Genomic DNA, 22,757 nt, shown 5'->3' with positions numbered 1-22,757 from the left:
GCTATTACAGACGGCTTTCGCGGGCCGCTGCAATAGCTTCTTTTTTGTGCATGAGATTCAAATAGCTTTCAACGTGCTGTACAACTGTTGAAGCTCTGCAAGCCCTGTGCTGCCGCTCAGGGAGGACAGTTTGCCTGCGGCGAAGGAATCGATGTCTTTGCGCAGGGCAGCTGCCGATGCGCGCATCGCCTCTTCCCAGTAGCGGCTGTATTCGGCGCTCCAAGCGGACTCAGCGGCGGAGATCCAGCTGCTCAGCGGTTCCGCCAGCTCCGATTCGAGCGCGCCGCGCAGCGCCGCCTTCCCTTCGCCCTCGAAGAAATGGCGCGGAGACTTGAATCGGCTCCACAGCCACTTGGACTCTATTGCCCGGGCCTGCCAATTCGGCTGCTCCTCAGGCGTCCGAAGCTCAAGCGGCTTGTATGGGGAGGGAGCAAAGCCTTGAAGCACATTTGCCGCCTCTGCCGCTGCATCGCTGAATTTCTTCGCTGCCAGCCGGTTCAGTGCATGCTCTAGGCGCAGCGACGTTGCCTGCAGCTCTTGCGCCAGCTCAATCTGCAGCAGGCGCTGAAGCTCCAACCAAGATGTCCAGAGCGCCTTGCGAAGGTCACGTCCATCGTCCTGAATCGATGCGGGATTAAAGGCGAAATTAAAGTGATCGCCGAACCGGAGCTGCACCCGCTGCTGAACATAGAAGAGCAGCTCCCGGATTTCCTGCTCCAGCTGCGGATTCGAGCCGGCCTGCCGGTGTTCGAGCTCCTCGGCCAGTATGCTTGCTGCGGCCGCATCAGCAGAGAGTTGCTGCTGAGCGCGCTCGCGCGAAGCGGCATCGCCGGAAGCGGCCTGCACCCATTCCGCGATCGTGAGACGCGCTCTATCGAGCTCCTGTTCGGCAGAAGCAACGGCAAGATTGCCAAGATCGCCCCTGGTAAAGGCGAGAAACGATTGCTCGAACGCTTGAATGCCGGAACCCACGAGTTGTTCATGATCGCTGGCCAGCTTGGCGTCCAGTGCCTGCAGACTGGATACCGGAAACATGCGCGGAAACCGGATGCCGTGCTGCTGCAGATTGCGCTCGACGTGCGCCATCACGCCTTCTAGCTCTTCCCCGTCTGCGGCCAGGTCGGCGGCGTTGACCAGAAAAAACATCTTATCCAGCTCGAACTGGTCTTTCACGCGGCCGAGCTGCAGCAGAAACTGGCGGTCGGCCTGCGAGAAAGCGTGGTTATAATACGTCACGAAGAGAATGGCGTCCGCATTCTTGATATAATTGAAAGCTACGCCTGTGTGGCGGGCATTCACCGAATCGGCTCCCGGCGTGTCGACGAGAACGATGCCCTGCTCCGTAAGAGGGTTGCTGTGGTACAGCTCAATCTCGCTGACGAAGCATGAGCGCGATTCTTCCGCGACGTACCGGCGATAGTCCCCTCCGTCTACAATTAACTGCCTGCCAAGAAGCGGCTCCTGCTCCTGCCACCCCTTGGCGGCCGCTTTCAAGAAGCTGTAATGGGGCCTTCCGCCTGCATGAATGGCGTCCGGCGACAGCTTGCCGATCTTCTGCAGCAGCTCTTCCGCCGATAGCGATGCTGCTTCTTCGCCGAGCAGCGAGAGCGAGTAGCGCAGATCTTCCAGCACCGCCTCGCGCGTCTTCAATATGACGCTCGCGGTGCCATGTTCGTATTCAGCGGTTGGCGGCACGATCCGGTTGACTGCCGCCGTCGTCGGGTTAGGCGATACAGGCAGCACAGGTTCGCCGAGCAGTGCGTTCGCAAGAGATGATTTGCCAGCGCTGAATGCGCCGAACAGCGCGATTGTAAATCGGCTGCTCTGCAGCCTGTCGGCTTTATCGAGCATTGCCTGGACCGCCGATGCAAGGGCATCGTGCGGCGACAGCAGGGCGGCAGCCCGGCGCAGCCGATCGGAAGCCCTCCGCTGCGGCGCAAGCGCGCCGGCATCAGCTGCCGCTTCCTCCACCTCTCCCACGAGCGGTGAAGCGGTGGCAGCATCCGTATACACAAATCCGGGAGCTTGCGCTTCCTCTTGGTTCGAACGAGCCTCACGGTCTCCGTCATTCCCGTACAGCCCTGTTGGCGCATCCGGGTTGTTCTCCGGCACCGACAAGCTTGAGCTGTCTAAATCCGCCTCGAAAGTCTCTCTGCCGCGGGGCGCGCTCGGCTTCGGCAGTGCCATGCGCGAAGGCGCCGGGGGCAGCAGTGCTTCAAGCCGAGTCAAATGCGCGGCTGCTCCTGCTGCGAGCGCGGCTAGCTGTGCAAGCGCTCCCGCCTGCACTGCAAGCTCATTCAGCCGGGCGCGCAGCGGAGCGGCGGCAGCTTCTCCGGCCAACGCCATTCGATCCGCGATCGTATCGATCATCGCCATCGCCCGTCTGCGGTATTCCGATTTAATATCCGCGGCAAGCTCACGGCAGTAATTCATCGTATATTCGCTGCCCGCAACGGCGCCGGCTTTCACATGGTCCAAGAGCCATTGCGGCTCGATCGTCCCTTGGACGGTCGTCGCTAAATGCTGCTCCATTTGCTCTCCGCGCCAGCCGGCGGCATCCGCCGCTTTACGGAGAAGATCGCTCAGGTGCCATTCGATCCCGGCCTTTACCTGAGCGTCAAAGTCATCGCGGAACGCGTGAAGACGGCGTTCCTGCTCGGCTGCAGTCTTAGAGCCGGCAAACAGCAGACCGGTCTTGAAGCCGGGCTTGCGGCTTTCCAGAAAAGACTGAGCCAGCTCGCGTGTGGGTGCCGGCGTTACGTTCGCATTATCAAGAAGGCTTTGCATCTCCAGCCGAAGACGCGTCCGAAGCCCGGCGGACTCGGCCTCAATTGCAGACAGCTCACTTTCGAACGCGGCGATTTCCGAGCGCACTCTTTCCGATTGGCCTTCACCGCCCGTTGCGGCCAGAAGCCGTTCGCGTTCAGGCTCCGCGTTCTCTTCCATATATTCTCCATGCATCCGTATCAAATGCCGGGCGGAAGCATCAACACTGCACAGTGAAAGCGGCACCCGAGCCTCCGACAATTCGATAAGGAGATCTTCAAGCTCCTCCCACTGCGAGTGCGGATGATCAGGCTCGCGCAGCGACAAATAGATGGTTCCGCCCGGCTCAAGATGCCAGCCCGCAAACGCATCGTCAACGCTCTGCTTATAGGCTTCAAAGCTAAGCTCACGGTCGCGGTGCTTATCAATCTGGTTCACGATAAGATACAGCGGCTTGCCCCAATCCTTCAGCTGCTTCGCAAACGTAAAGTTGATCTCCGATTGTACATGGTTATAGTCCATAACGTAAAAAACGACGTCCGCCAAATGGAGCGCCGATTCGGTCGCCATCCGGTGCGCGTCGTCCGTTGAATCGATACCTGGAGTATCGAGCAGCAGCGTATGGTCGCCGAGCCGCGGTATCGGGTACGACAAAGAAACGGACTGAACCGTTTCCCCATCCACGCAATAGTCGTTCACCCGATCGACCGGCACTATTATTGTTTCTTCGTGTCCCCGCACAAGTCTAGTGATCGTCGCCTTCGGTTTACCGTTAGCGATTGTGACCACATTCGCGCTGGTCGGTATCGGACTTGAAGGCAGCAGTTCAGTGCCGCACAGCCGATTGACCAGCGTCGATTTACCTGCGGAGAAGTGGCCGCAGAATGCGACCGTAAGCCGCCCTGCAGATAGCTTGCTGCGCAGCTCACTCAGCCGCTCCGCATTGCGCCGGTCCCCCGCATCCGCCATAAGCGGCGCTACTTCTTTAAGAGCGGTATCAAGCGGATGTGCTGAAGTTGCAATCGTATGGTTCATTTCTCTCTCTCCCTATTCCAAGCCGTGCAAAAACCGGTAGAAAGCGCCGAATCCTTAACTCGAAATTTAAGCGCTTTGAGCGGATGGCATACAAATCTCAAACACTTCGCCGTGCTGAAGGATCGTAACGTTACGCTCCTTCTCTTTCATTACGACCACTTCCGGCTTTACGCGCATGCGTTCAATGTATTGATCGGGCACTTCTCCCGCATCGCTGACGGTAACTCCTTCAATGATCAGTTCTTCATTGTCCGCCGGAGGAGCATCCATAATCTGCTCGTAAATATCTGAGAACAATGCGAAATCCTTCGTATAAACCGAAATGCATTTCATCGTTGAAATCATCCTTTTCATCTAAATTATATTCATTTAGCCTTAGCCTTTCGGTTTACGGCAGGTTTCATACGTTGTTTTCCTTCTTTGCAAATTTCCAGCAGCGGACATACGTGGCACTGCGGGTTTTGGGCTTTACAGTGATACCTTCCAAAAAAAATAAGCCGATGGTGAGTATCCGTCCACTGATCGCGCGGAACAAGCTTCATCAGCTTCTTCTCAACTTCCAACACGCTATCATCGGGCTTTGCAGCACCAAGCCGTTTTGAGACTCGTTCTACATGAGTGTCTACAGCGATCGCTGGAACGCCAAAAGCATTTGAAACGACTACATTCGCCGTTTTCCGGCCGACACCCGGCAGCTTCGTCAGTTCCTCGTGCTTTTCCGGCACTTCGCCGCCATATTCATCAATGAGAATGCGGCACAGCTTCTGAATGTTGGCCGCCTTGTTGCGGAATAAGCCGATCCGGCGAATATCCTGCTCAAGCTCACTTTGCGGGACCGCCAAATAATCGGCAGGCGACTGATATTTTTGGAACAAATCGGCCGTGACTTTATTCACAGTTTCATCGGTACACTGAGCCGAAAGCAATACGGCTATCGTCAGTTCAAACGGATTGCGGTGATTGAGCTCACAGTGAGCGTCCGGGAACATTTCACCAATGACCCGCAGAATGTAAGCCATTTTGTCCTTCGCGTTCAATGCTCTCTCTCCCCTGTTTGGGCTACTCGAATCAAAGTGTAGCGAAAAATGTCACAATAAGCAACCGTCAAATGCCTTATGCAAGCGGTTTTTCATTAACTTTTTATCATCATTTCATTAACTTTTCATCTTTTACGCAAAAAACCGCCCCGGCATAAGCCGGAGCAGTGAAAACAAACGAACGTCTAAGGCTGCTTTGCAATTTCCACCAGTACGCCCTGCGAGAGGTAGAGTACAATGCTGTCTCCATCTTTCAAATGTGTAATAGGTATTGCCGTATTGCCTTGAGACACTATTGTTTTGGCTGTTACCTGATACGTATAGTTTGAATCCGACAAGCTGGAACGCTTTACTGAAAGAACGTTAGCGGAACTGTCGAACTTCCAGAACGTCTTGGTTATGCCGCTGTTGACCGTAATAAGAATCTGCTCTTTCGCATCCTTGCGCACTTCAACGCGGTCGCCAGCCTGCAGAACCGATGCCGAAGACCCGCTCGCGCCATTCTTGACAACGGTGTAGGTGCTGCCCAAAGGAACTTCGATCGATGCTCCGTTGTAGTCCGTCAAGACGACTTTATCTGCGGCTACGGAAGTGATCCGCCCGTTTGTTACCGCGATTGTCTTGAAGGAAACAGCAGTCGTGCCCATAAACGTGAGATTGCCCACTTGTCCGGCCGTCAAGCCGGATAGAGCGATCTTGTCGCCGCGTTCATTGAACAGATCCCAGGTGCCCGCAGCCCACTCCGTTGTTACCTGATCCGGGCTTTTCAACTTTACCTTCTTGGCGGTGAGGTCCACCGATACAATCTCGAGCTGTTTGGCCGTTTGGACCTGTATAGCAACTGCCTTGTCCTGGTTCGCGTTCAATAGTGCCGTAACCGTATCGCCTGTTTTTACGTCCGAAAGCGTGGCTGGAGATTTACCGTAGATTTCAACGCCAGGCGCATCCATTGCGATGGTAAACGGTGAACCGTTCGATAGCATCAACGTTATTTGGTTGGTTGATGAATTGATTGATACTACAGTACCGGTATATTTGTATACGAATTGTAAAATAACCGCTTTGTCGTCCGTATAGCCGATCGTAACCTTCCGGTTCTTCGTCAGCATGGCGCCAGCCGCGTTCAATGTCATTGCTGTCCCGTTATAATCGATTTTGGTCTTATCGGACAGGTAAACAGGAATCAACTTCCCTGCGGTGCTTTTAACGACCAAGGCTTTTAAATCCGGATCATAGCTGACGATTACTGCCCCGTTCACCATTTCAACCTTACGGTCAAGCACTTTAACGGCAGTAACCTGGTCGTTCTGGTTCAAGGTGAGCTCGAGATTATCGCCCTTCACGAGATCGGACATGCTTGCTCCGGTGAGACCCTCTATCGTGACAACAACGGAATCCGCCACGAATTTGGCTTCAAGCTGAGTCCCGCCTTGGCGCACATACTGGATTGTCTTACTATCGTCGCTCGCCGAATAGAATTCGCCTTGAACCGTCTTTGAAGTAGTTTGCTGAACTGAAATTTTGGTAACGATACTATCCTTCACTTCATAGGTAACGGTATCGCCAGCGCGAACCTGAGAGATGCCGCCCTGCAGAATGGTCCCCTGCCAAACTACGTCCGCCTGCGGAGACACGCTGTATGTTTCCTCCGCATTCGAAACCGAATTCACTACAGTAAGCACCGGCGGTGTTTGCTGTATCGCTTTGACAACGCCTTGGCCGGATTTGTTAACGGGCGCCGACTGCACCGTAATGGACAGAACCAGAGGCTTGTCCCGGTAGGTGTCGCGCGTAATCTCTACCTTGCTGTCCTTGATCAATGAAGTAACCGGGATGACTGCGCCGGATGCGTCTTTAATGACGGCTGTGCTGTCATATACGACTGACACCGGCTCGTCCCCCACCCAAAGCCACAATTTATTATCGGCTGCGATCACTCGGTCAAAGGTACCCGCGATTTTCTCAATATGCTGTTCGCCGTCCAATTGCTCGATATAAAGCGCCTTATCGCCGTCAGCGATAACCATTACCTTCGTGTATGGGTTTAACTGGTCAAGGGATGATGTTTTCTCCGAGTCGAACCGGTAAATATTCGTCTCCGGTGTTAATTGGTAATTCGTTTCACCTTGCGGCCCGTATACACGGATCGAAGAACTGTCTGAGCCGGAAAGTATCCCGGTTTGTTGTCCCGCATATGCGACAGGAAATAACCTCTCCGCCCGGCTGAGCATAGTTGCCAGTGCGGCTCGGGTAATAGCGCCGTTCGGTTCGAACTTGTCCGCCGTGACGCCGTTAACGAGCTTTAGCGAGACCGCTGCATTGACATAACCGGCAAAGCCTGCGCTTACGCTCTTGCCGTCAGAGAAGGACACCGGAGAGGAAGCAAGGTTGTCCGCAATGCTCTGCTGCCCGATCGATTTAATGATAAGCTTCGTAATCCATTCGCGGGTAGCTATCCGGGAGCCCCATGCATCTGCCGGGCTAGCCTCAGCCTGCTTGAATTCATCTGTCCTGTCGAGGAGTCCTTGCTCGAAAGCAAGCACAATGTATGGCTTAAAGTACTCGTTCATTTTGAATGTCGGCGGGAAAACAACCGCTGGATCCTGCTTAATTTCATTCTCCTTGCCTATGAAACGGACGGCCATCGTTACTGCTTCCTGCTGCGTAACATTGTCGCTTGGGTGAAACGCGCCTGCAGTCCCCTTGACGATGCCCTGTAGCGCCAGCTTGGAAATATGCTTAGCCGCCCAATGGCCGGAAGGAACGTCACTGAACTTCGTGATGGCGGACGTTTCCGCTAATACAGGGCTTGCTGCTATCAAGTAACTGGAAAGCAATGAAAACATAACGATCGAAGAGACCACTTTTCGCCATTTATTTCGCTGCGGCATTCAGGATTTCCCCCTTATTGTCTCATAATCGGATGGTCTAGCGATTCATGTCCCATCAAGCTGTCGGCCTTCTCGCCATCAACGAGGAGGTCGATCGATTTGATATCGTCAAACTGGAACATCGTTTTCTGGATGGATTCCAGCGCATACTCTTCGCCGGGCGCTCCGAAACGTGCATTTTCGGGTATATGTATATCGAAGGTAACTGCTCCGCCCTCTTCTTTGACGCTTAAGAGCTGGACGTTTTTCCACAACGACATCGTTCCGTTTACTCCGTCCTTCTGAAGCTGCTTGAATGCTTCTTCCGCTTTTTGCTTCGTGTTGTTATATTGGATTTGCGCTTTTTGCTCGTGAAGTCCGGTAAGTTCCTTGTCCGAATAGTAGACGTTGATTTGTTCCGTTTTAACTGCAGGCGCAGTCGTAGTCTGCTGTTCACCTGTTACGGCGGTTGCCGGCTGCTTGTCTGTCGAACCGGAGCCTTGCTTCATTTCAGTCTGCGCTCCGCAGGCACTAACGGTAAATACAATCGAAACGGCAAGCATGACGAGCAATAAACGGATGGTCGCTTGATGTTTCATCGTCATCCCCCTAGCTTATTTTCAGGTATTCTTTAATGCCTGCTACGATTTCGGCTGCGATCCGGTTCTGGCGAGCATCATCAAAGAGGGCCGCGGTATCGCTCTTGTTGGATAAATAGCCGGCTTCCATCAGCACCGCAGGCATGGTTGTTTTCTTGATGACGGCGAAGTTCGCCTGCCGTACCTTGCGGTCGGCGAATCCGGTTCCGGCAACGAGATGCTTTTGCATAACATTGGCGAAGGCGCGGCTGTCATCGCGGCTGTAATAGGTTTCTGCACCGTTCACGCTAGAGCTGTCCGTCCGGTTTGCATGAAATGAAATAAACAAATCCGCTTTCAAATCATTGGCGATTTTAGCCCGTTCGTTCAGTTCCACGAATGTATCGTCGGACCTTGTCAAATACGGTTTAATTTTCGTTTCTTTGTCCAGCAGCGCTTTCACTTTGAGTACAATCGCAAGATTATATTCCTTCTCGTAACGTCCGTTTACCGCTTGCGCGCCTGGGTCTTTCCCGCCATGGCCTGCATCGAGGACGACCTTATATACGCCTTGCACCGGTCCTTGAGGCACTGCCGGAGCAGCCGGTGCTGTCGGTTGAAGGACCTCGATTCGGATAAGCTTGTCCTCGCGGACGATGTTAATTGGCGTTGGCGCCGTCAAATCAAGCACGACTCGAACGGTAGAAGGCTTGTCATTGTAGAGCGAATACCTGATCCCGACCAGTGATGGATGCGTATCCGTCAAAATCTGGCCGGTTGAGCCGCTAATAAATCCTGGAGTGAAGTCGGATGCGAATTTGGTGTCCGGTAAATCAATCGCGATCTTCTGCTTTACGGTTCCTTCACCGGCTATCGTTTCTTGAACCAAATGGCCGATTTCTCCATCATACGCTAAGGAAACAGTGCCAAGTCCATCATACTCTATCGATTTCAATGTTCCTTTTACTTCCGCGGGCGCTGAACCGTTTGCACCGGTGCCATCGGCAGATCCTCCCGGTACCGTATTTCCTCCCGTTCCGTTTCCGCCCGTGCCTGTTCCGGTACCTTGTTCCGTGCCGGAATTCCCATTCGTGCCTCCCCCATTGTCGGTACCAGGGAGTACAACCGGGGGCTTCTCGGCCTTCTCATTAAGATAGACAGACTTTGTCTGCTTGTCCCAAAAAACATCAAGACCAAACTGTTCACTTACAAAACGAAGAGGGACGAGAGTGACGCCGCTCGAGATGATTGCAGGCGATTCGAGCTTTATCTCCCGATCGTTGACGATCGCGGTTGAGCTTCCGATCGTCAGTACCATGCTTGTTTCCCCATTGGAAATGTTCACATTGGGTGGAGACCAATCGACGTCAAAGCCGAGCCCTTCCGTCACCGTCCGTACCGGCACAAGCGTAGACTGGCCTACGAGCTGGGCCTGTGCGGTCGTTTGCAGCTGCTTTCCGTTCAAATAAAGTTTCGGCGCGGTAGCGGCTGCAGCTCCTACAAGAGCAGGGAACACCGTAATCATTAACGACAACAGCAATACAGCGGTTACAAACTTCTTCATCTTTCACCTCGATGACTGATTTTTCGCCTCCGAGCAGATCGAACATGCCGATGCCTACAGACGATATTTAGACGCAAGCTGTCAGAAAAAGTTGCGTATTCAGGAAAAATGTTACTCTAAAAATGTTCCGGTATTCTCCGCTTCCTTGCACCCAGGCAAAAGCGTAAAGTGGCTGAACAGGGTTCTGTACCCCTGTTCAGCCACTTTTCATTTAATGCACGAGTTTTCACTTGTATGATCCATTCCTCAACGCAGTTCCGGTTTACTTAATCAGAATGCGGTACGAGCTGCTTCATATGCCGAGATTTTATCTTCGTGCTGCAGGGTAAGACCGATATCGTCAAGCCCCTGCAGAAGAAATTGGCGGCGGTGCTCATCAAGCTCGAAGGCGATTTCAAGGCCGGCATTATCGGTGATCTTGTTGTTTTCGAGGTCCACCGTCAGCTCGTAGCCTTCCTGTTTGTTCGTCCGCTGGAACAAGTCTTCAACCTGTTCTTCGCTCAGACGGATCGGCAGAATGCCGTTTTTGAAGCAGTTATTGTAGAAGATATCGGCGAACGATGGTGCGATTACGACCTTGAAGCCGTAATCGAGTATCGCCCATGGCGCATGCTCGCGGGAGGACCCGCAGCCGAAGTTGGCCCGGGAAATCAGAACCGAAGCGCCTTTATAGCGCGGCTGATTAAGGCTGAATTCGGGAATAACCTCACCCTTCTCGTCCCAGCGCCATTCGAAGAACAGAAACTGGCCGAAGCCGCTCCGTTCGATGCGTTTGAGAAACTGTTTCGGAATAATAGCGTCCGTGTCCACGTTTACACGGTCTACCGGGGCAACAAGACCCGTCAGCTTTTTGAATGCTTCCATATATCGTAACTCCTCTCGAATCTTTCAGTTCTCGAATGATAAGTCCGGTTTGGACATACGTACTTAGTTCAACACTTCGGACTTGATTTTCCAGTCGCGAACGTCTGTGAATTTGCCCATGATGGCAGCTGCCGCCGCCATAGCCGGCGAAACAAGGTGCGTGCGTCCGCCGCGGCCCTGACGGCCTTCGAAGTTCCGGTTGGAGGTCGATGCGCAGCGCTGGCCCGGCTGAAGCACGTCGGGGTTCATCGCCAGACACATCGAGCAGCCCGCGTCGCGCCATTCGAATCCGGCTTCCGTGAAGATTTTGTCAAGCCCTTCCTTCTCGGCCTGAATCTTCACGCGTCCCGAACCCGGTACGACGATCGCCGTTACCCGTTCGCTTACTTTGTAGCCCTTGGCTATTTCGGCCGCGGCGCGAAGGTCTTCGATACGTCCGTTGGTGCAGGAACCGATAAAGACATAATCTATCGGAATTTCACTCATTGGAGTACCGGGCGTGAGGCCCATATATTCGAGAGCGGCTTCAGCCGCTTTTCGTTCGTTCTCGGTAGGAAGCTCAGACGGAACCGGTACATTGGAAGTAATGTCGGTACCCATGCCAGGGCTTGTTCCCCATGTAACTTGGGGGATAAGCGAATCCACGTCGAAATGGACTACCTTATCGTACGTTGCGCCTTCATCGGTAGCCAGCTCTTTCCATACTGCTACCGCACGGTCGTAAGCTTCGCCTTGTGGAGCGTATTCCCGTCCGCGCAGGTAGTTGAACGTAGTTTCATCCGGTGCGATGAGACCTGCGCGAGCGCCTGCTTCAATCGACATGTTGCAGACCGTCATCCGTTCTTCCATCGACAGTGAGCGGATCGCTTCGCCTGTGAATTCCAATACGTAGCCGGTCGCAAAGTCGGTGCCGTATTTCGCAATAACGCCTAGGATCATATCTTTCGCCGTTACGCCCGGCTTGCGGCTGCCACTGAAGCGGATTTCCATCGTTTTCGCCTTCGATTGCTGCAGGCATTGCGTTGCCAGGACGTGTTCAACCTCGGAAGTGCCGATGCCGAACGCCAGAGCGCCGAAAGCGCCGTGTGTGGATGTGTGGCTGTCGCCGCAAACGATCGTTTTGCCAGGATGCGTCAGACCAAGCTCAGGTCCCATAACGTGCACGACGCCTTGGTCGATGCTGTCCAGGTCAAACAGGGTCACGCCGAAATCCTTACAGTTCTGTGTCAGGGTGTCGATTTGCTGCTTCGAAATCGGATCCGTAATATTGAAGCGGTCTTTCGTAGGGACGTTATGGTCCATGGTCGCAAACGTCAGGTCCGGACGGCGCACCTTGCGGCCGGTTAACCGAAGTCCTTCGAACGCTTGCGGAGAAGTCACTTCATGCACCAGCTGCAAATCGATATACAAAATGCTCGGTTTGCCGGCCTCGGAGTGAATGACGTGGTTGTCCCAGATCTTTTCAAACATTGTTCTTTTAGCCATTAATATCACCTCATAATTTCAATAATTCCTTAATATTTATCGATGTTACCATCATAGCATTTCTTTCTTCATTGATCCAAGATATAATATCTATAAAAGCAATAGGTAGGGCCTATAACAACCAATTGAGGAAAATTATCGTAGAAAAAGGAGTTTACCGCCTTGGAATTTCGCCAGCTGCAGTACGTCATACAGATCGCCAAAGAAAAAAACTTTTCCCGCGCGGCGGAAAAGCTTCATATCGCCCAGCCATCGCTCAGCCAGCAGCTCTCGAAACTTGAGAAGGAAATCGGGGTTCTGCTGTTTCGCCGCACCACCAATTCCGTCGAGCTTACTCATGCAGGCTCGGTGTTCGTCAATAAGGCGCAAAATATCCTAGACAGCATCGAGCAGCTCAAGCAGGAGCTCGACGATTTAGCGCATATGCGCAAAGGTAAGCTGGTCGTCGGCAGCCTGCCAATAACGGGCTCGCATGTGCTGCCGTTGGTGCTGCCGGTATTCGGCAAGCGTTACCCTGAAATCGAGGTTGTGCTCGTCGAGGACAGCTCCTCCCGGCTTGAGCAGTTGACCGCGAGCGGCCAGACCGACCTCAGCCTCCTGTCGCTCCCGCTGCAGGAGCCATCCCTTGCTTATGAACCGATAATTGACGAAGAAATTTGTCTGGCGGTCCCCCAGGAACATCCGCTTGCCCTCAGAGGGAACCAGGTACAAATCGCCGAGCTTGCAAGCGAGCCGTTCGTTATATTGAAGAAAGGCCAAGGTTTCCGCCAAATCGCGATTGAATTATGTGAAAAAGCGGGCTTTCAGCCGCGGATCGTGTTCGAAAGCGGAAATATCGAGACCGTGCAATCGCTTGTCGCGGCCGGCATGGGAATCGCCTTTGTGCCGAAGATGGTGACTCGGGCCCAGTGGAATGAGTTTGCTCCCGTTTATTTGCAGTTCGCGGCGCCAACCCCTTCCAGGACGCTGGTCGTCGCAAGCCGCAAAGGCCGTTATCTGTCGAAAGCGGCGGAAGCTTTTATAGATACGATGAAGTCCACCGTGGAAAGCCATTTCAACGGATAACAGCGCAAGTGACGGCTGGTTAATACAAGCTTGGACGGCGGTCTTCAAATACCGGAATCTTCGCGCGCACCGCATCGACGATGGATAGATCGATTTCAGCCCGGAGGATTGTTTCCTCCTCTCCCGCTTCGGCGATAATTTCTCCCCAAGGGTCGATAACAAGGGAATGCCCGAAGAATGAGCTTTCGCCGCTCGTGCCGCAGCGGTTGCAGGCAATAACGAACATCTGATTTTCGATCGCGCGCGCCATAAGCAGAGTCCGCCAGTGATGAAGCCGCGGATTCGGCCACTGCGCAGGGACAAACAGGAGCTTCGCCCCTTCCAGAGCCAGCTTGCGGGAGAGCTCCGGAAATCTGATGTCATAGCAGATCATCATCCCCGCATCAGCCCCGGAGACTTTTAAGCGCCCGATTTTATCCCCTGCCTGCAAATGCTTTTCTTCATCCATAAGACGGAACAGATGAATTTTCGAGTAATCCGCTTCTACATTCCCCTGCTCGTTAAAAACGTAAATCGTATTATAAACGCCGCTCTGGCGCTGTTCCGCAATCGACCCTGCAATCAGCTGAACCCCGTGTTTGCGGCTGAACGCTGAGATGAACTCCTTGGTTCGCTTGCCGTCCGCATCTGCGAGTGCGTTGATTTGCTCCAGCGCATACCCGGTATTCCACATCTCCGGAAGCATAATCAGGCCGGGCTTCTCCTTGCCACGTACCGCCTCTTCAAGCTTCTCTTCCAGCCTGCCGAAGTTCGCCTCGGGATCACCGGCTTCAACATGCATCTGCACCAGCGCGATCCTCAGTTTATCTGTCATCCTAAATCCTCCTCCAAGCATTCCACCGAAATGAAGCTTTTCCCTTATGATAACGTCTCATGGTTCACTGTCAAGATGGGTACCGTAACAGGGTAACCATTTTGCATGAATTGAAGGAGAATGAAAATGAGAGCGAAAATAATCGCCATACTGATGATTGCGTTCTGCTTGCTTCTTCCCGCAGCCGCCGGCGCGCAGGCGCATGACGAAGGAGCCGGGCTGCAGAGGCCTGTTCAAGTGTTTGACGTTACTGCGGGCAAGGTGGTCAAGAGCGTTGCCAACACTAAGGAATATCAAGCTTTTGCCAAAAAGTGGCTGGGCTCCGTTACCGGTCTTGCTCCACAGCTTACTACGGATGACAAATGCGGTTACGTGTTTCGAATTCCTCTGGATCAGCCCGCTACCGTCAGAACCGCCGGACTTAACGTGCAGACTTCAGATGTTTTCCTGTTTTATTGCCCGGACAAACCGCAGCTGCTCCTGATTTTTGATGAAAACAGAAGGCCTTATTTGCTGCAGTTTACTGCAGACATTAAACCATTTCTGAGGACGATCGGCATCTCCTGATGCCGGTTAGCGGCCGCCGGTTGTGTGCAGTTCTGTTCTCCATGCGATGCTCGACACCTATTCAAACAATATGCTACATTATTGCATAGGTTAATAAGCAATCAAGTGGAGTGATGGAATTGGAACATACGAACCCTATACAAATAAGTCCTGCCGATAGAATGGCCGGTTTGCCTGCACAATTTTTTGCCGGACTGGTAAGTAAAGCGAACGCTCAAGCCGCCAAAGGCCGCGACGTCATAAATCTGGGGCAGGGGAATCCCGATCGGCCGACCCCGCCTCATATTGTTGCCGCCCTCCAAGAGGCGGCTCTTAACCCGTTGTATCATCGGTATTCCCCATTCAGGGGTTACCCGTTTCTGAAAAAAGCGATTGTACAGCGCTACAAGGAGGATTACGGTGTCAACCTTGATCCCGAAACCGAAGTAGCGATACTGTTCGGGGGTAAAACCGGACTTATCGAAATCAGTCAATGCCTGCTTAATCCAGGCGATGTCTGCCTCGTACCGGATCCCGGCTATCCGGACTACTGGTCCGGGGTGGCGCTCGCCGGCGGCCGGATGGAATATATGCCGCTTACTGCGGACAACCGGTTTCTGCCTGACTACGACGCTGTTCCGATTGAGGCAGCGGACAAAGCGAAGCTGATGTTCATTAATTATCCCAACAATCCGACCGGAGCCGTTGCCGATGCCGACTTCTATTCGCGCACTGTGGAATTCTCCGCTCGTCACGGAATTGTCGTGGCCAGCGATTTCGCTTACGGGGCTCTCGGCTTCGACGGCGCTAAGCCGATCAGCTTCCTGCAGACACCTGGCGCCAACGAAGTCGGCATTGAGTTTTATACACTGTCGAAAACATACAACATGGCCGGTTGGCGCGTCGGCTTCGCTCTTGGCAATCCTGAAATTATTTCTCTTATCAATTTAATGCAGGACCATTATTACTGCAGCTTGTTCGGCGGCATACAGGCAGCAGCGGCAGCAGCGCTTACGGGACCGCAGGCATGCGTGGCAGAGCTCACCAGCGTGTATGAGAGCAGGCGCAATGCGCTGTTCGGCGCCCTGGCCGGCATTGGCTGGCAGGCGGATAAACCCGGCGGCTCCTTCTTCTGCTGGCTTCCCGTCCCGAAAGGCTTCAGCTCGGCCGAATTTGCCGACATCCTTCTGGAGCGTGCCGACGTCGTTGTCGCCCCAGGCATTGGATTCGGCGAATTTGGAGAGCATTATGTCCGGCTTGGCCTGCTGGCGCCGGAGGCTCGGCTCGAGGAAGCCATTAACCGGATCGGCGGGCTTGGGCTGTTCGGATAGCTTTTCCCATCGCCTTCTGCGAGCGAATGCGGCGATCGGTTTCTTTACACGATGCACCTCTGCATGATATGCTTGAAGCAATTAAACACCAACGTTTTGACGGGGAACAAGTACGCATTGCCCAAGTCGCGACCAGAGAGTAAATTCATCCGCTGTGAGAATTTACCGCGACCGCTGCGGAATCCCGCCCCTGAACGGCCGGCGATGAGCCGGACAGCGCCTGCTGTTATCAGGCTTATGAGCCGAACGGCGTCTCTTTCCTACTGTAATGAGGGCCGTTAACAAAGGTGGTACCGCGGAAGTTATACTTTCGTCCTTTCTATATACTAGAGGACGGAAGTTTTTTTATTTTTTACCTGGGAAAGGGAATCGTGAAATGATGAAAGAACGAATAGTGGTGAAAATCGGCAGCAGCTCGCTTACCTCCGATGAAGGCGGACTTAATCGCGACAGAATCGCCTTCTTCTCGCGCGAGCTCGCTTCGCTCCATGAAAACGGTTATGAAGTAATGCTTGTAACCTCCGGTGCGGTAGCTGCAGGCTTTCGAAGAATAGGATATGAATCGCGGCCAAAACTTACTCATGAGAAACAAGCTGCAGCGGCTGTCGGTCAGGCGCTGCTTATGCAGGCTTATCAGGAGGCTTTTGCCAGATACGGTGCTAACGGCGGCATCTGTGCAGCTCAAATTCTGCTTACGCGCGCCGATTTTTCGAACCGTAAAAGGATTCAAAATGCGCTTATGACCATTAATGAGCTTCTAAGGCTGCGAACTGTACCGATTATCAATGAGAACGATACGGTCGCGACGGATGAATTAAGCTTGAAATTCGGCGATAACGATACCCTTTCGGCTCTGGTTGCCAATATGGTCAAAGCCAAGCGGCTGCTTATCCTGACTGATACGGACGGTTTATACACGGGAGACCCGCGTATAAATCCAGAAGCGGTGAAAATCGACCGCGTCGAACAAATTTCCGCGGAGCTTATGCAGCTCGCTGGCGGCTCCGGCTCATCCGTCGGAACGGGAGGCATGCGTTCAAAGATCGAAGCGGCCCGCATTGCGATGCGCGGCGGAATCCCGGCCTTCGTCGGGCGAGTTGCGGAACCCGGAGATATGCAGCTCGCAGTGCGGGGAGAAGGAAAAGGCACCTATTTCGATACCCGTTTCAACAATCTGCCGATGAAGAAGCAGTGGGTCGGCTTCCACTCGCTTCCTCAAGGACGAATTATAGTGGATGACGGCGCGGAAGCCGCTCTCCTGCAGGGCGGCAAAAGCCTGCTTCCAGCCGGTATCCGAACGATAGTCGGCGACTTCCACCCCGGTGATGTCGTGGAAGTGGCGAATTTACAGCACCAGACCATCGGACGCGGTGTCGTAAATTACGCCGCATGGCAAATTCAAGCGGTGGCCGGGCTCAGCACCGAAGAAGTCAAACGGCGCGTTGAAGTAAGCCGCATCGAAGTGATCCACCGGGACGAATGGGTCACATTGTAAATATACTTTCCAGGCGGTTTTAATACTGGCGAGGAAGTATATACAAGGCAGTATGCCGCAGACAACATCGCAGAAAACTAAGCGTATGCTTTCGAAGCGAGTTTTCTGCTCGCGAAGACGTTTATCAAGGGAGTATCGCAGAAAACTAAGCGTATGCTTTCGAAGCGAGTTTTCTGCTCGCGAAGACGTTTATCAAGGGAGTATCGCAGAAAACTAAGCGTATGCTTTCGGAGCGAGTTTTCTGCTCGCGAAGACGTTTATCAAGGGAGTATCGCAGAAAACTAAGCGTATGCTTTCGAAGCGAGTTTTCTGCTCGCGAAGACGTTTATCAAGGGAGTATCGCAGAAAACTAAGCGTATGCTTTCGAAGCGAGTTTTCTGCTCGCGAAGACGTTTATCAAGGGAGTATCGCAGAAAACTAAGCGTATGCTTTCGAAGCGAGTTTTCTGCTCGTGAAGACGTTTATCAAGGGAGTATCGCAGAAAACTTTTAGGAGGGCAAAAAAATGAGTGAAGTACGAGAGAAAGCGGCGCTGGCCAAGGAAGCGGCGGCGGCTATGATCAGGCTCACAACGGAACAAAAGAACAGCGCCCTGCTGCTCATGGCGGACGCGCTGGTGCGGGAGCAATCATCGATCATTTTATCCAATGAGGTTGATATCAAACGCGGCCGCGACAACGGGACCAGCGAATCGCTGCTTGACCGGCTCTCATTGAACGAGACCCGCATATCCGGTATAGCGGACGGACTGCGCCAAGTGGCGGAGTTACCCGACCCGGTCGGGCTTACGCTGGAGTCCTTTGACCGTCCGAACGGTATGCGCGTTGAGAAAATATCGGTTCCGCTCGGCGTTATCGGAATGATATATGAAGCGAGGCCTAACGTCACGGTCGATGCTGCAGGCTTATGTCTCAAGACCGGCAATACCGTTGTCCTTCGCGGCGGTTCGGCCGCACTCGAAACGAACCGGCGCATCGTCGAGGTGCTGCGCGGTGCGCTTGAACATACCGATTTGCCCATAGATGCGCTTCAGCTTATCGAAGACCCCAGCCGCTCCTCAGTGGACGAAATGCTCAGGCTGAACGGCTTGCTTGATGTCGTCATACCGCGAGGGGGCGCATCTCTTATACGCAACGTTGTGGAGAACGCGACCGTTCCGGTTATTGAAACCGGAGCCGGCATTTGCCATACGTTTATTGATGACAGCGCCGCGCCAAACATGGCCTCGGATATTGCTTTCAATGCGAAGGTGCAGCGCCCGTCGGTCTGCAATTCCATGGAAACGCTGCTTGTCCACGAGTCTTTCGCAGCCTCCGGTCATCTCAAAACGATCGCGGAACGCATGTTGGCTGCAAACGTGGAAATTCGGGGCTGCGGCCGCACGCTTGAACTTCTTCCCGAAGCCAAAGCTGCTGTACAAAGCGATTATTCAACTGAATATAACGACTATATCTTGAATATTCGTATCGTTGAGAGTCTTGACGAAGCCCTTGCCCATATCCGGCAGTACGGTACAATGCACTCCGAGTGTATCGTAACTGAGAACTCGGGGAATGCAGCGAGATTTCTGCAGGAAGTCGACGCGGCGGCAGTTTACCATAATGCGTCGACACGCTTCACCGACGGCTTCGAATTCGGCTTCGGGGCCGAAATCGGGATCAGCACGCAAAAGCTGCATGCGCGGGGTCCAATGGGCCTGCCTGCCCTCACTTCAACGAAATACCGCATTTACGGGAGCGGTCAAATTAGAGGTTAGTACGCAGCACGGAACAACATAATAGGAGGTTTTATTCAAAAATGACGCTACTTTCTTCTTCCGGCGTAATACCGGAAATCGCCTCGCTTCGCCTCTGCTTCTACGGAGCGGGTTCTATGGCCGAAGCGATTGTGCGCGGCCTTCTCGACCGCGGGCTTACTTCACCGGAGCGAATCAGCATAATGAACCGGAAGAATGCGGTGCGGCTTCACGATTTGTCCGCCCGGTACGGAGTTCAAGCCGCAGCCGACGACGAAAGAAAGACGGCAATGCTGCGCGAAGCGGATATTGTGTTTCTGATGATGAAGCCAAAGGATGCGGCTGCAGCGCTCAAGCAGCTTCGCGGCGTTCTGACGTCTAACCAGCTTATTGTATCCGTTATAGCAGGCCTGTCGATCCGCACGATCGAAGCGCTGCTCGGCCAGCCGATGAATATTGTCCGGACAATGCCCAATACTTCAAGCACGATCGGCCTGGGCGCGACGGGCATCAGCTTCTCCCCAACCGTATCGAATGGACAGAGGCTGCTTGCCGAAACCATGTTTCAATCCATCGGCTTGACTGCTGTCGTCGATGAACCGCTGCTGGATGCCGTGACCGGCGTTTCTGGCAGCGGACCTGCGTATGTATATTATTTGATGGAAGCGATGATTGAGGCCGGCCGCTCTCTTGGACTGACCGAAGAGGCAGCCCTGGACTTGACGGTGCAGACAGTACTTGGTGCCGCCCATATGGTGAAGGCGACCAACGAAAATCCCGCAGATTTGCGGCGCAAGGTAACCTCCCCGAACGGTACGACTCAAGCGGCGATTCATACGCTTGATGCCCACAGCTTCTCGCAAGGGGTTGTCCGCGCAATTGGACGCGCCGCGGAGCGCGCAGGCGAGATGGGGGCTGAAATTGAAAGGAGTGCGAATTCATGACAGGCTCAGCATGTATCGCCACTTACCGGTGCTACGACGACAAAGCCGATTTTCATAAAAAAGCGCAAGGCATAGCCGTAGGGTTAACCGTCGGGAGCTGGACGGACCTGCCGGAAGCCCGGAAAGCGGAGATGGAAAAGCATCTCGGACGGGTCGTCTCCGTAACGGTGCACGAGCCGGAAAACGCAGCGCCCGGCGAACGCTATGCGGATCTGCAAATCGCCTATCCGGATGTCAACTTCAGCCGCGATATCCCCGCCCTGCTCGTAACCGTCTTCGGCAAATTGTCGATGGACGGACGAATCAAGCTGCTTGACATCGATTTCTCGTCTTCGTTTGCTTCGGCGTTTCCCGGTCCGAAATTCGGTATCGCCGGCGTGCGCAAGCAACTGGGAATCGAGCGTCGGCCGCTGCTTATGAGTATCTTCAAATCTGTAATCGGTCACGATCTCGCGAACCTGCGCGAACAGTTTTATCGGCAGGCTCTAGGCGGGGTTGACCTGGTTAAGGACGACGAGATATTGTTCGAGAACCCGCTGACTCCGCTGGAGAGACGGGTTGAGATCTGTATGGAAGCCGCGCGGCTGGCGGAAGCCGAAACAGGTCAGAAGCTTCTCTACGCTGTAAATTTGTCCGGCCCTACCTCCCAGCTTGCACACAATGCGAAGAAGGCCATCAACGCCGGCGCAAACGCGCTGCTGTTCAATGTGCTCGCTTACGGCTACGATGTGCTGCACGAGCTGAGCAGCGACCCGGATATCTCTGTACCGATCGCGGCTCATCCGGCAATGGCGGGAGCATTTTATCCGTCACCGCATTACGGCATCGCCGCACCTTTACTGCTCGGCAAGCTGATGCGTCTCTCCGGAGCTGACCTTGTTCTCTTCCCGTCGCCTTACGGCTCCGTCGTCATGCCCAAGGAAGAGAATCTGGCGGTACAGGCAGCCCTGATAGATCCGGCGCTTCCGGTACATACAAGCTTTCCGGTGCCGTCCGCCGGCATACACCCCGGGCTTGTTCCGCTTATTATCCGTGACTTCGGTCAGGATGTGGTTGTGAATGCCGGAGGCGGGATTCACGGTCACCCTCTTGGAACCGCAGCCGGCGGCCAAGCCTTCCGCCAAGCGATCGAAGCAGCCCTCGCAGGCATTTCACTGCCTGATGCAGCTGCACAGCCGGGCAGCGAAGCGCTCAAAGCGGCCCTTGACAGCTGGGGGTATAAGGAATGAGTGAAGCACAACCGCATAGTGGGACAGCAGGTACGAAACGGCGCGTCATTTTTTGCGATTTTGACGGCACTATTACGGAGAACGACAATATCGTCGCAATCATTCGCCACTTCGATCCGCCGGGCTGGGAAACGATTGTGGACGATATCGTAAGCCAGCGCAAGGCGATCAGGGAAGGTGTCGGGGAGCTGTTCCGGCTTCTTCCGACTTCGAGGAAAACGGAAGTGATCGATTATGCGATCGGGAACGCCCGTATCCGAAGCGGCTTTGCAGAGCTGCTCGACTACGCCCGGGCGAACGACATCGATTTCTATGTAACAAGCGGTGGGATCGACTTTTTCGTCTATCCACTACTTGCGCCTTTCAGCATTCCGGAGAGCCATATATACTGCAACGGCAGCGATTTCACCGGCGAGCGAATTGAAATCAAGTGGCCGCATCCCTGCGACGACAATTGCAGTAACGATTGCGGGATGTGCAAGACGACCATCATCCGGCGCTTCCCCGCTGAAGCTTATACGCGAATTCTGATCGGGGACAGTGTGACAGATTTCGAAGGCGCGAAGCTCGCCGATCTTGTGTTCGCCCGATCTCATTTGATCCGCAAATGCGAAGAGCTCGGACTTCCCTATTACGAATACGAGACGTTTCATGACGTCCTAACGATCTTGAAGCAAGAGGAGGAATCGATTCCGTCATGAGGTTTGCAGGCATCGCTTTAGAAGATAAACAACGTGTCCTGGCCGAGCTTAGCGAGGTCAAGAGCCTCTTTGCCTCCCGCGGGTGGTTTCCGGGTACCAGCGGAAATCTGTCGATACGGGTCGGCGAATTTGAGCCGGATAATTTCGATTTTGCAATTACGGCAAGCGGCAAAGATAAATCATTATCGACGCCGGAGGACTTCCTGTTCGTCAATCAGGGAGGCCAACCAAGCGAACCGACCAAGCTGAAGCCTTCCGCCGAGACGCTGATTCACTGTGAGATCTATCGGATGACAGGCTGCGGCGCTATATTTCATGTCCATACTGTGTTTAATAATGTTGTCTCGGAGCTGTTCTGGAATCGCAAATCGATTCCGGTTGAAGGCGTCGAGCTTATTAAGGCATTCAACATATGGGACGAAGAGGCGCATATCGATATTCCGGTGGTTTCCAACTACGCCCATATTCCAAGTATCGTCCCTGAAGTAACCCAAAGGCTTGATCCGCGTATTCCCGGCATTGTGCTCCGCAAGCACGGCATTTACGCCTGGGGGGCAAATGCATTTGAGGCCAAACGTCATCTGGAAGCGTTCGAGTTTTTGTTCGAATATGTTTATCGCTCAGAGCTGCTCAAACAGCGCTCAGGCGTTTAGGAATCATCCTTGAAATAGTGAACGGTTGACATTGACGTAACGTTAA

At 53.7% G+C, this 22,757-nt stretch carries 18 protein-coding genes; 9 read left to right on the top strand and 9 right to left on the bottom strand.

The window, feature by feature from the left end:
• Positions 1-57: 57 nt before the first annotated feature.
• From KZ483_RS13025 to leuC, 8 genes are all read right to left on the bottom strand, one after another.
• On the bottom strand, positions 58-3,801 hold the full coding sequence (locus KZ483_RS13025) for a dynamin family protein (protein ID WP_220353070.1): 3,744 nt from the start codon (positions 3,799-3,801) through the stop codon (positions 58-60).
• Positions 3,802-3,867: 66 nt separating this feature from the next.
• Complete coding sequence (locus KZ483_RS13020) at positions 3,868-4,134, bottom strand: NAD/NADP transhydrogenase alpha subunit (protein WP_220353068.1); 267 nt, start codon at positions 4,132-4,134, stop codon at positions 3,868-3,870.
• A 32-nt stretch (positions 4,135-4,166) separates the two neighbouring features.
• Entirely contained in the window at positions 4,167-4,838 is a 672-nt protein-coding gene (gene nth, locus KZ483_RS13015) for an endonuclease III (RefSeq protein ID WP_258881677.1), read from the bottom strand.
• A 185-nt stretch (positions 4,839-5,023) separates the two neighbouring features.
• Positions 5,024-7,729 (bottom strand): S-layer homology domain-containing protein, encoded by a 2,706-nt coding sequence (locus tag KZ483_RS13010; protein ID WP_220353067.1) that lies wholly within the window; start codon positions 7,727-7,729, stop codon positions 5,024-5,026.
• A 14-nt stretch (positions 7,730-7,743) separates the two neighbouring features.
• Positions 7,744-8,307: a GerMN domain-containing protein gene (locus tag KZ483_RS13005; protein ID WP_220353066.1), complete on the bottom strand. Its 564-nt coding sequence runs from the start codon at positions 8,305-8,307 to the stop codon at positions 7,744-7,746.
• A gap of 10 nt (positions 8,308-8,317) precedes the next feature.
• A complete protein-coding gene (locus KZ483_RS13000; RefSeq protein WP_220353065.1) occupies positions 8,318-9,850 on the bottom strand; it encodes an N-acetylmuramoyl-L-alanine amidase in 1,533 nt (510 codons plus the stop codon).
• A gap of 270 nt (positions 9,851-10,120) precedes the next feature.
• Entirely contained in the window at positions 10,121-10,714 is a 594-nt protein-coding gene (gene leuD / locus KZ483_RS12995; RefSeq protein ID WP_220353063.1) for a 3-isopropylmalate dehydratase small subunit, read from the bottom strand.
• Between the two features lie 63 nt (positions 10,715-10,777).
• Positions 10,778-12,199, bottom strand: a complete 1,422-nt coding sequence (leuC, locus tag KZ483_RS12990) for a 3-isopropylmalate dehydratase large subunit (protein WP_220353062.1) — start codon at positions 12,197-12,199, stop codon at positions 10,778-10,780.
• 162 nt (positions 12,200-12,361) lie between these two features.
• Here leuC and KZ483_RS12985 point away from each other — a divergent pair, with 162 nt between their 5' ends.
• Positions 12,362-13,264: a LysR family transcriptional regulator gene (locus tag KZ483_RS12985; RefSeq protein WP_220353061.1), complete on the top strand. Its 903-nt coding sequence runs from the start codon at positions 12,362-12,364 to the stop codon at positions 13,262-13,264.
• Between the two features lie 19 nt (positions 13,265-13,283).
• Here KZ483_RS12985 and KZ483_RS12980 read toward each other — a convergent pair whose 3' ends face one another.
• Positions 13,284-14,078 carry a carbon-nitrogen family hydrolase gene (locus tag KZ483_RS12980; protein WP_220353060.1) on the bottom strand — a complete coding sequence of 265 codons (795 nt, stop codon included), beginning with the start codon at positions 14,076-14,078 and terminating at the stop codon, positions 13,284-13,286.
• Between the two features lie 126 nt (positions 14,079-14,204).
• On the opposite strand from KZ483_RS12980, the gene KZ483_RS12975 reads away from it, so the two are divergent.
• From KZ483_RS12975 to mtnB, 8 genes are all read left to right on the top strand, one after another.
• Positions 14,205-14,645: a hypothetical protein gene (locus KZ483_RS12975; protein ID WP_220353058.1), complete on the top strand. Its 441-nt coding sequence runs from the start codon at positions 14,205-14,207 to the stop codon at positions 14,643-14,645.
• A 119-nt stretch (positions 14,646-14,764) separates the two neighbouring features.
• Positions 14,765-15,955 carry a pyridoxal phosphate-dependent aminotransferase gene (locus KZ483_RS12970; protein WP_397376172.1) on the top strand — a complete coding sequence of 397 codons (1,191 nt, stop codon included), beginning with the start codon at positions 14,765-14,767 and terminating at the stop codon, positions 15,953-15,955.
• A gap of 379 nt (positions 15,956-16,334) precedes the next feature.
• Complete coding sequence (gene proB / locus KZ483_RS12965; RefSeq protein WP_220353420.1) at positions 16,335-17,450, top strand: glutamate 5-kinase; 1,116 nt, start codon at positions 16,335-16,337, stop codon at positions 17,448-17,450.
• Between the two features lie 504 nt (positions 17,451-17,954).
• Complete coding sequence (locus KZ483_RS12960) at positions 17,955-19,205, top strand: glutamate-5-semialdehyde dehydrogenase (protein ID WP_220353055.1); 1,251 nt, start codon at positions 17,955-17,957, stop codon at positions 19,203-19,205.
• 41 nt (positions 19,206-19,246) lie between these two features.
• A complete protein-coding gene (gene proC, locus KZ483_RS12955; protein WP_220353053.1) occupies positions 19,247-20,128 on the top strand; it encodes a pyrroline-5-carboxylate reductase in 882 nt (293 codons plus the stop codon).
• Positions 20,125-21,357, top strand: coding sequence for a 2,3-diketo-5-methylthiopentyl-1-phosphate enolase (locus tag KZ483_RS12950; protein WP_220353051.1), 1,233 nt, complete (start codon positions 20,125-20,127; stop codon positions 21,355-21,357). The genes proC and KZ483_RS12950 overlap by 4 nt, the downstream gene beginning before the upstream one ends.
• Positions 21,354-22,058 carry a 2-hydroxy-3-keto-5-methylthiopentenyl-1-phosphate phosphatase gene (locus KZ483_RS12945; protein ID WP_220353050.1) on the top strand — a complete coding sequence of 235 codons (705 nt, stop codon included), beginning with the start codon at positions 21,354-21,356 and terminating at the stop codon, positions 22,056-22,058. The genes KZ483_RS12950 and KZ483_RS12945 overlap by 4 nt, the downstream gene beginning before the upstream one ends.
• Positions 22,055-22,711 carry a methylthioribulose 1-phosphate dehydratase gene (gene mtnB, locus KZ483_RS12940; protein ID WP_220353049.1) on the top strand — a complete coding sequence of 219 codons (657 nt, stop codon included), beginning with the start codon at positions 22,055-22,057 and terminating at the stop codon, positions 22,709-22,711. Before KZ483_RS12945 ends, mtnB begins: the two co-directional genes overlap by 4 nt.
• The last annotated feature ends 46 nt before the right edge of the window (positions 22,712-22,757 follow it).

The organism is Paenibacillus sp. sptzw28 (assembly GCF_019550795.1).
Classification (GTDB): Bacteria; Bacillota; Bacilli; order Paenibacillales; family Paenibacillaceae; genus Paenibacillus_Z.
This window is presented reverse-complemented; position numbering and strand designations above follow the sequence as displayed.